A 12,144-nucleotide genomic window follows, 5' to 3' on the forward strand; every position below is an offset into this window, starting at 1 on the left:
CGTGACGGGCGCCGTCAGATGCGCCGCTCGCGCAGCCTGAGCAGGGAGTTGGTGGCGCTGGACAGGACGACCACGGTCACCAGGAGCAGCACCGACAGCGCGACGCCGAGGGCGAACTTCCCGCCGCCGAAGATGTTCCGGTACACCAGCAGGGTCAGGGTGTCGGTGGCGCCGGCCGGGCCGCCGTTGGTCAGGACGAGCGGGAACTCGAAGACCTTCAGCGAGCCGATCAGGCTGAGGGTGACGTTGACGGTGAGGGCGGGGGCGAGCAGCGGCCACTCGATGCTGCGGAACCGCCGCCAGCCGCGGGCGCCGTCCAGCGCGGCCGCCTCCAGCAACTCGGTCGGCATGCTCATGTAGCTGGCGAGGAAGATCGCGCACGAGTAGCCGGTGAACATCCAGATGTTGACGGCGGCCACCGCGTACAGCGCGGTGTGCGGGTCCCCCAGCCAGACATGCCTCAGGCTGCCGAGGCCGACCGCGTCGAGCAGGCCGTTCAGTCCGCCGCCGGGTGCGAACAGGTACGACCAGATGAACGCGGCCATCACCGGGGAGATCAGGGTCGGCGTCAGCAGCACGACGTTGAGCGCCTGGCGGACCCGGGGCCGGCGGAACAGCATCGACGCGAAGAGCAGCCCGAGGCCGTTCTGCACGACGACGACCACCACGGCGTAGAGCACGGTGTGCCACAGGGCCGCCGAGACGGCGGGGTCGTCCGCCATGGCCCGGTACTGCTGGAGCCCGACGAAGTGCGAGACCGGGCCGCCGAGGCTGTCGGTGAAGCTCAGGTACAGGCCCCGGACCAGCGGATACAGCATGAAGACGCTGTACACGGCGATCGCCGGGAGCAGGAAGGCGGCCATGGTGGCACGCCGACGGTGGAACACGAGGATCGATCCTCCTTGGCCGGGGGCCGCGGTGGGGCGGGCGAGAGGAGCGGGGAAGCGGCCGCACCCGCACCGCGGCGGTCCCGGGACGGGACTGGACTGGGCGGCCGGTCTACTTGGCGGAGGCCGCCGTCTGGATGTCCTTCAGCGTCTGCGCCTCGGAGGCCTGGCCCAGCAGGTAGGCCTGGATCTTGGACCCGACGGTGGTCTCGGCGGTCGCGCCGTACCAGGAGTTGGACGGCAGGACCCGGTAACGGCCCTCGTTGAAGGCGGCGTTGAAGGTCTTGGTCTCCGTGGCGTCCGGGGTGGTACCGCCGGTGAACGGGGACTCGGCGTGTTCGGCGTCCAGGTACTTGGCGAGGTTCTCGCTCTGCGACCAGAAATCGACGTACTCCTTGGCCGCGTCGGCGTGCTGCGACTGGGAGTTGACGCCCCACATGGTGCCGGAGAAGAGCATCGCGTTGGGCTTGGTGCCGGCCGCGCCGCCCGGCCAGGGGGCGAACTGGACCGGGAAGCCGGCCTTCGCCACGTTGGAGACCTGCCAGGCGCCCTGGTACCAGAAGGCGCTCTTGCCGGCGCTGAAGTCCTGCGGGCCCTGCGACCACTCGTCGACGCCGAGTTCGTTCTTCCAGCTGACGTACCCCTTGTCCGCGAGGGTCTTCAGCTGCTCCAGCGAGCTCTTCCAGTCGGTGCCGAAGGAGGTCTTGCCGGCCAGGAAGTCGGCGTCCCACTGCTTGTTCTTCTGGTAGACGAGCGTGGAACCGGCGGCCTGGAAGGTGGAGCTGCCGGTCCAGCCGGACTTGTCGGGCAGCGCGATCGGGGTGATGCCGGCCTTCTTGACCTTGGCGAGGTCGGCGAGGAACGTCGGCCAGTCCGCCGGGACCTCGGTGATGCCGGCCTTCTTCAGCAGGTCCATGTTGGCGTACAGGCCGATGCCGATCAGTTCCATCGGCATCGCCAGGACCTTGCCGTCGCTGGTCGCGAACGGCTTGGCGGCGTCGGAGACCTTGCTCGCCCAGGACTCCTTGGAGAGGTCGGCGAGGTAGCCGGAGGCGCCCCACTTGTTCATCTTGTCCGTGTCGACCATGATCACGTCGCCGGCCTTGCCGCCCAGCAGCTCGGGCTGGAGCTTCTGCGTGTAGGTGTCGTTCGCGGTGATGTACTCGAAGTCCACCTTGATGTCGGGGTGGGCCTTCTCGAAGGCCTTGTTGATCTCCGCGACGTTCGCGGGCTCCGCGCCGCCGCCCTTCCACGCCTCGACCTTGATGTGCACCTTCCCGTCCGCGGAGGACGAGCCGGAGCCACCGCCACAGGCGGCGAGCGTCGTCGCCAGGGCGGCGACCGTGGTGGCGACTGCGAGCAGTCTCCCGGAGCGCTTCATTGCACACCTCACCCATACGTCGGCACACGGGCCGACATCTCTTTGTTTACGGAAGGAACTCGGTCGATATATCGAACCGGGTTTGGGATTACGAACACAGTGGGGGGAAGCGGGGGAGCAGGAGATGGGGACGTCGGACGGTCGGACCTGTCGGGTTTCGCACGGTCCGGAAGGTCGGGCCGGTCGGGGTTTCGAACCGGTCGCCGATGGCGAGTTTCTGCCCTGCCGTTTCGGTCGGGTCTGCATGGATATATCACTGATATCCACTTGAGGAAACCGGTTGACCAAGACTTCGGCGAACGCTAGGTTGCGGCGCCAGAAGGTGTCAAGAGGCCAAACACAACCGACCGCTGGGAGGAACCTCAGTGCCCGATCAGCCAGTACGGGCCAGGCTGGTGGACGTCGCCAGAGAAGCAGGCGTCTCCAAGGCGACCGTGTCCAAGGTGCTCAACGGACGACAGGACCTGTCCGTCCGCCCCGAGACCAGAGCGCGCATCCACGAGGTGGCCGAGGCCCTCGGCTACCGCCCGCACTCCGGCGCCCGGGCCCTGGCCGGCGCGAGCACCCACGCCCTGGCCCTGCTGGTCCCCTCCCTCGGCAACCCCACCTACGTCACCATCTCCCGCGGCGCCTACCAGCGCGCCCGTGAGCTGGGCTACCTCTCCCTGCTCGCCGAGGACTTCGACGGGCAGGAGGCCGACGAGACCTTCAACGACCTGGTCAAGGAAGGCCGCGTGGACGGGCTGCTGATCGCCTCCGCCCGCCCCGGCCATCCGCTCCTGGAGACGCTGCGCCGCAGCCCCGTCCCGCATGTGTTCCTCAACCGCGCGGTCGAGGGCTCGGGACGCAACGTCACCATGGACGTGGCCCGTTCCAGCGTCACCGCGCTCGACCACCTGTACGAGCTCGGCCATCGCGTGGTGGGCCATGTCGCGGGCCCGCCGGGCATCACCCCGAGCGAGGACCGCAAACGGGCGTTCCTGGACCGGGCCGGCGAGCTGGGACTGCTCGCCGTGCCGGTCGCCTCCGGTGACTTCACCGAGGAGGGCGGCGCCGCGGCCGCCCGCGCCCTGCTCGCCCCCACCGACACCCGCCCCCGGGTCACCGCGCTGTACACCAGCTCGCTGGCCCAGGCGATCGGCGCCCTGCACGCGATCGGCGAACTCGGCCTGCGGGTGCCGCAGGACGTCTCGCTGGTCGGCAACGACGACCTGCCGGTCGCCGGCTACCTCACCCCGCCGCTCACCACGGTCGCGATGCCCCTGCACGACCTGGGCACCGCCGCCGTCGACGCCCTGGTCGCCGAGATCGAGGGCAAGTCCCCCGGGGACGTGATCGTCCCCACCGAGCCGCGGCTGGTCCGGCGCGGCTCCACCGCTCCCCCGGCCCGGCCGGAAGACAGAACCTGACCTAACGGGATGACCGAGCCGCCGGTCGCACCGAGAGGAATCCCATGAGCCGCACCATCCACACCCGCTTCGCCGGGCGCACCGCCCTGCTCACCGCCGCCGCCTCCGGCATCGGCGCCGCCACCGCCCACCGGCTGGCCGGCGAGGGCGCGTCCGTCCTGGTCACCGACGTGGACGAGGAGGGCGCCGCCCGGGTCGCGGAGGAGGTCCGCGCCAAGGGCGGCGACGCCCGCCACCGCGCCCTCGACGTGACCGACCCCGAGGCCTGGCCGCACGCGGTCCGGGCCGCCGAGGAGTGGACCGGCCGCCTGGACCTCCTCCACCTCAACGCCGGCCGCAACCTGCCCGGCGCGATCCACGAACTCGACGACGCGTCCTGGCACAGCCATCTCCGCCTCGCCCTCGACTCGGTCTTCTACGGCTGCCGCGCGGCCGTGCCCCTGCTCTCCGCCGCCCGCGGCGCGATCGTGGTCACCTCGTCGGTGCACGCGGTCCTCGGCTTCAGCGGCTTCCCCGCCTACGCCGCCGCCAAGGGCGGAGCCACCGCGCTGGTACGGCAGTTGGCGGTGGAGTACGGCGGCCGGATCCGCGTCAACGCGGTCGTCCCCGGGGCCGTCGACACCGGCCTGTGGGTGAACGCCCCGGCCGACTACCGCGACCGGACGGCCGCCCGCACCCCGGTCGGCCGGATCGGTGAACCCGAGGACATCGCCGCCGCCGTGGCCTTCCTCGGCTCCGCGGACGCGGACTTCATCACCGGCCAGAACCTGGTGGTGGACGGCGGCCGCAGCATCAGCGCCCACGAGTAACGCGCATCTCCCTCCCCTCTCACATCACCGCCCCGGGCCGTCGTGCCCGCGGACCCGGAGGTCCCGCACCATGAAAATCACCGGATACGAGCTGTTCTTCGTCGAGCCGCGCTGGCTGTTCCTGCGCGTCGACACCGACGAGGGCCTGTCCGGCTGGGGAGAGCCCATCGTCGAGGGCAAGGCGCACACCACCGCCAAGGCGGTCGAGGAGATGTTCGACTATCTCATCGGCCAGGACCCGGCCCGTATCGAGGAGCACTGGCAGATGCTCGCCAAGGGCGGCTTCTACCGGGGCGGCCCGGTGCTCAGCAGCGCCCTCGCCGGCATCGACCAGGCCCTGTGGGACATCGCCGGCAAGACCCACGGCGTCCCCGTGCACCAGCTCCTGGGCGGCCATGTCCGCGACCGTGTCCGCATCTACGGCTGGCTGTACGGCGAGACGCCCGAGGAACTCGCCGAGTCGGCGGCGGGCCAGGTGGCCAAGGGCCTGACGGCCGTGAAGATGAACCCGTGCGCCCAGTTGGAGCCGCTGGCGACACCGGCCGCGATCGCGGCGATCGTGGACCGGGTGACGGCGGTCCGCGAGGCGATCGGCCCCGACCGCGACCTGGCGCTGGACTTCCACGGCCGGTTCAGCGGGGCGATGTCGCGGCGGGTCCTTCCGTACCTGGAGCCGCTGCTCCCGATGTTCGTGGAAGAGCCGGTGCTGCCGGAGTTCACGCGCGACCTCGGCGAGGTCGTGCGCGCCACGTCCATCCCCATCGCCACCGGCGAACGCCTCTTCTCCCGCTGGGACTTCCGGGACGTCCTCGGCGACGGGATCGCGGTGGCCCAGCCCGACATCAGCCACGCGGGCGGCATCTCGGAGACCCGCCGGATCGCTGCGCTGGCGGAGACCTACGACGTCCTGGTCGCCCCGCACTGCCCCCTCGGCCCCATCGCCCTCGCCGCGAGCCTCCAACTCGACTTCGCCATCCCGAACTTCCTGATCCAGGAACAGTCACTGGGCATCGGGTACGGCGACAGCAGCGGGCTGCTCGGCTATCTGGCCGATTCCTCGCCGTTCACGGTGACGGACGGCTACATCGACCGGCTCACCGGGCCGGGCCTCGGCATCGAGATCGACGAGGCCGTCATCCGGGAGGCCGCGGAGAAGGGGCACCGCTGGCGCAACCCGGTGTGGCGGAACAGGGACGGTTCGCTGGCGTCCTGGTAGCGGTTCGGCCGCGGGCCGGTGGGGGCTGGTCGCGCAGTTCCCCGCGCCCCCAAGAAGGTGGGCCCACTGGTCCTACCTGAAGGGGCGCGGGGCTGTATCGGTTTGCGGCTCCGCCGCGTGGGCGCGACCAGCCACAACGCACCGGCACCCGCGAACGGTCCGCACCCCACAAGTTCCGGACGGGTCCGCGGCAACGGACCCGCCCGGCTTTCGGAGGACACTCACTCTCACCAAGGAGCGTCGCAATGAAGCGTCGCAGATCAACCTCAGGTACGGCCAGTCGAACAGCCCGCGTGCTGACTCTTCTGGCCACCCTCGCCGGAGCCCTGCTCGTCCCGGCCACCGCCGCACACGCGGCCGGCACCGCCTACTACGTCGACTGCTCGGCCTCCGGCAACGGCACCGGGACCCAGGCCAGCCCCTGGAACGCGGTCGGCAGCGTCAACAGCACCACCTTCGCCGCAGGCGACAGCATCCTGTTCAAGGCCGGCACCACCTGCACCGGCCAGCTCTCCCCGGGCGGCTCGGGAGCCTCCGGCAGCAACATCTCGATCAGCTCGTACGGCTCCGGCGCCAAGCCGGTCATCGACGCGGCCGGGGCCACCGGCGCGGTCATCCACCTGCTCAACCAGCAGTACTGGGACATCGGCGGCCTGGAGCTGATCGACAACGCCTCCTCGCCCGCCTACCGCTCGGGCGTCCTCGCCGAGAACAGCTCCGGCGGCGTCCTGCACCACATCCGCGTGCACGACATGTACATCCACAACATCGCCGGCTACGGCGGCGGCTGGTACTCCACCAACGCGGGCGTAGGCGTCCAGACCGACCACACCACCCCGGTCTCGACCTGGGACGACGTCGTCGTCGAGAACAACACCTTCGACCACGTCGACCGCATAGCCGTCGCGGTCACCCCGGACGGGGACGGCCAGGGCACCGGCCTGACCACGAACACCGTCATCCGGGGCAACACGATGACCTACGACGGCGCCGACGACATCCTCGTCGTGAAGAACGACGGCGCCCTGATCGACGGCAACAAGGCGGGCTACGGCGGCGCCAAGTCCACCTGCCCGCCGTCCGGCCAGTACTGCAACGGCGCGTCCGCCGGTATCTGGATGTCCGGCAGCAGCAACACCGTCGTCCAGAACAACGAGGTCTACTGCCACGTCAACGGCGCCGACGGCACCGGCTTCGACGTGGACTGGGGCAACCACAACACCACGTTCCAGTACAACTACAGCCACCAGAACCTCGGCGGCTTCCTGCTGGTGATGCCGCCCTTCACCATCGCCAACGAGCCCACCTCGACGGTGCCCAGCGACGGCACGGTGGTCCGCTACAACATCAGCGAGAACGACGGCAGCAACTCCGGCTGCCCCACCTCCGGCACCCAGACCCACGGCGCCGGAGTCCTGCACTTCGTGGGCGGCGTCCCCAACCAGAGCGGCAGTTCGTCCGCCGTCCCGCTCTTCTACAACAACACCTTCTCCGTCCGGGACGGCCTGAGCACCCCGATCCTGTACTCCCGCTCCGGCACGTCCATCAGCGGCGCCCTGTCCTTCCGGAACAACGCCGTCTTCAACTACGGCTCCGGCAACTACTTCACCACCACCGGCACGTCGACCTACTCCAACAACCTCTTCTACGGCAACCACCCCTCCCGTGAGCCCGCCGATGCCGCGAAGGTGACCGCCGACCCCGAGTTCCGCAACCCGGGCAACGCCAACACCTCGTCCTCGTACACCGGCAAGAACGCCTACCAGGTGCACGGGTCCTCCCCGGTGATCCGGGCCGGCACGGTGATCAGCTCCAACGGCGGCTACGACGCCTTCGGCAACGCCGTCTCCGCGACGGCCGCCCCCAACATCGGCGCCTACAACGGCACCGGCGGCAACCTGCTCTCCAACGCCGGCTTCGAGACCGGCGCGCTGAGCCCGTGGACCCAGGCCAGCGGCAACGCCTCCGCCGTCACCGCGGCCAACGCCCGCACCGGAAGCTACGCGCTCACCACGACCGCGAGCGGCAGCGGCGCCAACCAGGCCCTGACCGGCCTCAGCCCCAGCACCACCTACCTGCTGACCGGCTGGGCCAAGGTCGCCACCGCGGGCGAGACCCTCGCGATCGGCGTGAAGAACTTCGGCGGGACCGAGACGTACACCAACATCGCCACCACGTCCTACAGCCAGGCGGCCGTGCTGTTCACCACGGGGTCGTCGAGCACCACGGCGACGGTCTACTGCTGGAAGAACGCCGGTGGCAGCGGCGCGGGCTACTGCGACGACCTCGCGGTGGAGCCCCTGTCCTCCGCCGCCAACGCCGTCACCAACCCCGGCTACGAGACCGGTGCCCTGACCCCCTGGGCCCAGTCGACCGGTACGGCGTCCGGCGTGGTCGCCTCCAACGCCCGCTCCGGCAGCTACGCGCTCCAGACCGGGGTCAGTGCCAGCGGTGCCATCCAGACGGTGAGCGGCCTCGCCGCCGGCGGCACCTATCTGCTGGTGGGCTGGGCCAAGGTGGCCACCGCCGGTGAGGAGGTCGCGGTCGGCGTGAAGAGCTTCGGCGGTACGGAGACGTATCTGCGGAGCTCGACCACGTCCTACGCCCAGCAGCCCGTCTTCTTCACCACGGGCGTCTCCACCACCTCCGCCGGTGTCTACTGCTACAAGAACTCCGGTTCGGCGGCCGGTTACTGCGACGACTACTCGCTGATCAAGCTGTCGTAACGGCAGCACTGCGGGGCGGGCCGGAGCGATCCGGCCCGCCCTTCCCGTCATCTGCGGAAGAGCTCGTTCAGGTCCGTGTGCGAGATCTGGTTCTCGGCGTACGAGAAGGTCCCGCGCTCCGCCAGCTCCTTCGCCGCACCCAGCAGCTGTGCGTACATCGCCCGTGCGATGCTGCCGCCCACCGTGACCCGGCGCACGCCGAGTTCGCGGAGGTCGGCCAGGGACAGGGCGCCGCCGGTCAGGCCCATCACCACGTTCAGCGGGCCGTCCAGCTCGCGCACCAGCGTGCCGATCGTGGCCGCGTCCGCCGCGCCGGGCACGAACGCGCAGTCGGCGCCCGCCGCCAGATACGCGTTGGCCCGCCGGACCGCCTCGTCGAGCGGGCCGCCGGTCAGCAGCACGTCGGTCCGGCCGACCAGGACGAACGGCTCGCCGGCCGCGTCGATCGTCTCGCGCGCGGCGCGGATCCGGTCGACCGCGAGCTCCGGGTCGTACAGCGGCCGGGCGCGGTCGCCCGTGAAGTCCTCGATGTTGCCGCCCGCGGCTCCGGCGCCGAGCGTCATCGTGATCGTCTCGGCCACGGTCTCGGGGGACTCCCCGAACCCGTCCTCCAGGTCCGCGCTCACCGGGATCCGTACCTCGGCGGCGATCTCCCGGATCCGGTCCAGCATCGTGGCGCGGTCGACCCGGCCGCCGCCGTAGTCGTGGTCCGCGCGGCCCAGGGAGAAGGCGATGCCCGCGCTGGTGGTGGCCACGGCCGGGAAGCCGGCCGACTCCAGGACGCGGGCGCTTCCCGCGTCCCACGCGTTGGGGAGCAGGAAGCAGCCTTCCCGGTGCGACTCGACGAAACGTACGGCCCGTTCTCGGCGTTGAGTGTCCACGCCGCCGAGTCTGTCAGCCGCCACTGACAATCGGGCGTCAGCGGCTCCCGGCGAGGTCCAGGGCGATGTCGGTGATCATGTCCTCCTGGCCGCCGACCAGCTTGCGGCGGCCGACCTCGACCAGGATCGCGCGGGTGTCGAGGCCGTGCCGGCGGGCGGCGGCCTCGGCGTGCCGCAGGAAGCTGGAGTAGACGCCGGCGTAGCCGAGGGTGAGCGTCTCGCGGTCCACCCGGACTTCGCGGTCCTGCATCGGTCGTACCACGTCGTCGGCCGCGTCCATCAGCGGGAACAGCTCGCAGCCGTGCTCCCAGCCCATCAGGTCGGCGACCGCGATGAACGCCTCCAGGGGGCAGTTCCCGGCCCCGGCGCCCTGTCCGGCGAGGGAGGCGTCGACGCGGGTGACGCCGTTCTCGACGGCGACGACCGAGTTGGCCACGCCCAGGCCGAGGTTGTGGTGGGCGTGGATGCCGAGTTCGGTGGCCGGGTCGAGGACGTCCCGGTAGGCGCGGAAGCGGTCGCGGACGCCGTCCATGGTCAGGCGGCCGCCGGAGTCGGTGACGTACACGCAGTGCGCGCCGTAGGACTCCATCAGCTTGGCCTGGCGGGCCAGTTCGGCGGGTTCGGCGAGGTGGGACATCATCAGGAACCCGGCCACGTCCATGCCCAGTTCGCGGGCGGCGGCGATGTGCTGGGCGGAGATGTCGGCCTCGGTGCAGTGGGTGGCGACGCGGACCGAGCGGATGCCCAGGGAGTGGGCCTGCTTGAGGTCGTGGAGCGTGCCGATGCCGGGGAGGAGGAGGGTGGTGGGGATGGATTGGTGCACGGCGCCCACGACCGCCTCGATCCACTCCCAGTCGGTGTGCGCGCCGATGCCGTAGGTGATGCTGGAGCCGGAGAGGCCGTCGCCGTGGGCGACCTCGATGGCACGGACTCCGGCGGTGTCGAGGGCGGCGGCGATGGTGCGGGCCTGGTCGACGGTGTAGCGGTGGCGGACGGCGTGCATGCCGTCCCGCAGGGTGACGTCCTGGACGTACAGACGGGTACCGGTCATCGGGACGCCACCTCCGGGGCTCGGTATGCGGCCATGCGCTCCGCGGTGCGCAGCGCGGCCGAGGTCATGATGTCGAGGTTGCCTGCGTAGGCGGGCAGGTAGTGGGCCGCGCCCTCCACCTCCAGGAAGACGGACACCTTCACCGCGTCGCCGGGGGCGAGGGTGCGCAGCGGGTCGTCGGCGGCCACCCGCTCGAACTGCACCTTCTGCTTGAGCCGGTAGCCGGGGACGTACGTCTGGACCCGGGCGACCATCTCCTCGACCGACGCCGTCACCGCCGCGTCGTCGCACTCGCCGACCAGGCAGTGCACGGTGTCCCGCATGATCAGGGGCGGTTCGGCCGGGTTGAGCACGATGATCGCCTTGCCGCGGGCCGCGCCGCCGACCTTCGCGATGGCGGCGGAGGTGGTCTCGGTGAACTCGTCGATGTTGGCGCGGGTGCCGGGACCGGCCGAGCGGGAGGAGATCGAGGCGACGATCTCGCCGTAGTGGACGGGTGTCACGGCGTTGACCGCGGCGACGACCGGGATGGTGGCCTGGCCGCCGCAGGTGACCATGTTGACGTTCGGGGCGTCCAGGTGGGCGTCGCCGTTGACGGGCGGGACGACGTACGGACCGAGCGCGGCCGGGGTGAGGTCGACGACCGTACGGCCGAGGGCGCGCAGCACCTCGTCGTGCCGGCGGTGGGCGCCCGCGGAGGTGGCGTCGAAGACGAGCGAGACGTCCTCGAACTCGTCCAGGCCGACCAGGCCGTCGACGCCCTCGTGGGTGGTGGCCACCTTCAGGCGCCGGGCGCGGGCCAGGCCGTCCGACTCCGGGTCGATACCGGCCATGGCGGCGATCTCCAGCGACTCGGAGAGCCGCAGGATCTTGATCATCAGATCGGTGCCGATGTTCCCGGACCCGATGACGGCGACCTTCGTGGTCATGCTGCTCCCTCGGTTCCCTCGGTGGCGAAGGCGACCCCGACCGTGCCGAGGCCTTCGATGCGTGCGGTGAACTCGTCGCCCTCGGCGGCTACCGCCATCGGGCCGAGCGCGCCGGTGAGCACGATGTCGCCGGCCCGCAGCGGGTCGCCGAGCCCGGCGAGGGTGGCGGCGAGCCAGCGGGCGGCGGTGAGCGGGCTGCCCAGGCAGTCGGCGCCGGTGCCCTGCGAGACGGTCTCGCCGTTCTTGCCCAGGGTCATCCGGACGCCCCGCAGGTCGACCCGGTCCAGCGGGACCGGGGTGCCGCCGAGGACGAACAGGCCGCTGGAGGCGTTGTCGGCGACGGTGTCGACGATCGTGATGTCCCAGCCCGCGATCCGGCTGTCCACGATCTCCAGCGCGGGCAGCGCGAAGGCGGTGGCCCGCAGCAGGTCGGCGACGGTCGGGTCGCGGTGCGGCAGGTCGGCGCCCAGGACCAGGGCGACCTCGGCCTCGACCTTGGGCTGGAGCAGCCGGCCGGCCGCGACCGGCTCGCCCTCGCTCACCGCCATGTCCGCGAAGAGGGCCCCGAAGTCGGGCTGTCCGACCCCGAGCTGCCGCTGCACGGCGGGCGAGGTCAGCCCGATCTTGCGGCCCACCAGCCGGCGGCCGGCGGCCACGCCCCGCTCCACGTGCAGCCGCTGCACGGCGTACGCGGTCTCGATGTCGCCCTCGGGGAGAAGGGCACGGACGGGGGCGCAGGGGGTGCCGGTGCGGGTGGCTTCGTCGAGGACGTCGGCCACCTTGGTGACGAGGTCAGAGCTCATGCCGACAGGTATAGGCGGACGCCGGGAGACGAGGCAAAATATGTTCCGTGAC

Annotated in this window: 10 protein-coding genes; 4 read left to right on the top strand and 6 right to left on the bottom strand. The window is 71.1% G+C overall.

All coding sequences use genetic code 11. The features are described from left to right. Window positions 1-14: 14 nt before the first annotated feature. Both ACWGKQ_RS23545 and ACWGKQ_RS23550 read right to left on the bottom strand, forming a co-directional pair. Window positions 15-887 carry a carbohydrate ABC transporter permease gene (locus ACWGKQ_RS23545; protein WP_453293907.1) on the bottom strand — a complete coding sequence of 291 codons (873 nt, stop codon included), beginning with the start codon at window positions 885-887 and terminating at the stop codon, window positions 15-17. A gap of 112 nt (window positions 888-999) precedes the next feature. Then, window positions 1,000-2,268 (bottom strand): ABC transporter substrate-binding protein, encoded by a 1,269-nt coding sequence (locus ACWGKQ_RS23550; protein ID WP_453293908.1) that lies wholly within the window; start codon window positions 2,266-2,268, stop codon window positions 1,000-1,002. Between the two features lie 365 nt (window positions 2,269-2,633). Between ACWGKQ_RS23550 and ACWGKQ_RS23555 the strand changes: the two genes are divergently transcribed. From ACWGKQ_RS23555 to ACWGKQ_RS23570, 4 genes are all read left to right on the top strand, one after another. Beyond that, window positions 2,634-3,677 carry a LacI family DNA-binding transcriptional regulator gene (locus ACWGKQ_RS23555; RefSeq protein WP_453293909.1) on the top strand — a complete coding sequence of 348 codons (1,044 nt, stop codon included), beginning with the start codon at window positions 2,634-2,636 and terminating at the stop codon, window positions 3,675-3,677. 44 nt (window positions 3,678-3,721) lie between these two features. Beyond that, window positions 3,722-4,486, top strand: a complete 765-nt coding sequence (locus ACWGKQ_RS23560) for an SDR family NAD(P)-dependent oxidoreductase (RefSeq protein ID WP_453293910.1) — start codon at window positions 3,722-3,724, stop codon at window positions 4,484-4,486. Window positions 4,487-4,556: 70 nt separating this feature from the next. Next, on the top strand, window positions 4,557-5,702 hold the full coding sequence (gene dgoD / locus ACWGKQ_RS23565) for a galactonate dehydratase (protein WP_453293911.1): 1,146 nt from the start codon (window positions 4,557-4,559) through the stop codon (window positions 5,700-5,702). Window positions 5,703-5,995: 293 nt separating this feature from the next. Further along, window positions 5,996-8,428, top strand: a complete 2,433-nt coding sequence (locus ACWGKQ_RS23570) for a carbohydrate binding domain-containing protein (protein WP_453293912.1) — start codon at window positions 5,996-5,998, stop codon at window positions 8,426-8,428. Window positions 8,429-8,475: 47 nt separating this feature from the next. On the opposite strand, the gene ACWGKQ_RS23575 is transcribed toward ACWGKQ_RS23570, so the two are convergent. Genes ACWGKQ_RS23575 through ACWGKQ_RS23590 form a run of 4 tightly spaced genes read right to left on the bottom strand, consistent with a single transcriptional unit; the run spans window position 8,476 to window position 12,092 of the window. After that, the gene (locus ACWGKQ_RS23575; protein WP_453293913.1) at window positions 8,476-9,309 is read right to left on the bottom strand and encodes an isocitrate lyase/PEP mutase family protein; all 834 of its coding nucleotides are present in this window, start codon (window positions 9,307-9,309) and stop codon (window positions 8,476-8,478) included. Window positions 9,310-9,346: 37 nt separating this feature from the next. Continuing rightward, complete coding sequence (gene dmpG, locus ACWGKQ_RS23580) at window positions 9,347-10,360, bottom strand: 4-hydroxy-2-oxovalerate aldolase (RefSeq protein ID WP_453293914.1); 1,014 nt, start codon at window positions 10,358-10,360, stop codon at window positions 9,347-9,349. Next, a complete protein-coding gene (locus ACWGKQ_RS23585) occupies window positions 10,357-11,289 on the bottom strand; it encodes an acetaldehyde dehydrogenase (acetylating) (protein WP_453293915.1) in 933 nt (310 codons plus the stop codon). Before ACWGKQ_RS23585 ends, dmpG begins: the two co-directional genes overlap by 4 nt. After that, on the bottom strand, window positions 11,286-12,092 hold the full coding sequence (locus ACWGKQ_RS23590) for a 2-keto-4-pentenoate hydratase (protein ID WP_453293916.1): 807 nt from the start codon (window positions 12,090-12,092) through the stop codon (window positions 11,286-11,288). Before ACWGKQ_RS23590 ends, ACWGKQ_RS23585 begins: the two co-directional genes overlap by 4 nt. Between the last annotated feature and the right edge of the window lie 52 nt (window positions 12,093-12,144).

Source organism: Streptomyces sp. NPDC054770, from assembly GCF_053611985.1.

Coding starts and splice junctions, on each gene's coding strand:
- ACWGKQ_RS23550 (WP_453293908.1), bottom strand. CDS start 2,268: ATGAAGCGCTCCGGGAGACTGCTCGCAGTCGCCACCACGGTCGCCGCC.
- ACWGKQ_RS23560 (WP_453293910.1), top strand. CDS start 3,722: ATGAGCCGCACCATCCACACCCGCTTCGCCGGGCGCACCGCCCTGCTC.
- dgoD (WP_453293911.1), top strand. CDS start 4,557: ATGAAAATCACCGGATACGAGCTGTTCTTCGTCGAGCCGCGCTGGCTG.
- dmpG (WP_453293914.1), bottom strand. CDS start 10,360: ATGACCGGTACCCGTCTGTACGTCCAGGACGTCACCCTGCGGGACGGC.
- ACWGKQ_RS23585 (WP_453293915.1), bottom strand. CDS start 11,289: ATGACCACGAAGGTCGCCGTCATCGGGTCCGGGAACATCGGCACCGAT.
- ACWGKQ_RS23590 (WP_453293916.1), bottom strand. CDS start 12,092: ATGAGCTCTGACCTCGTCACCAAGGTGGCCGACGTCCTCGACGAAGCC.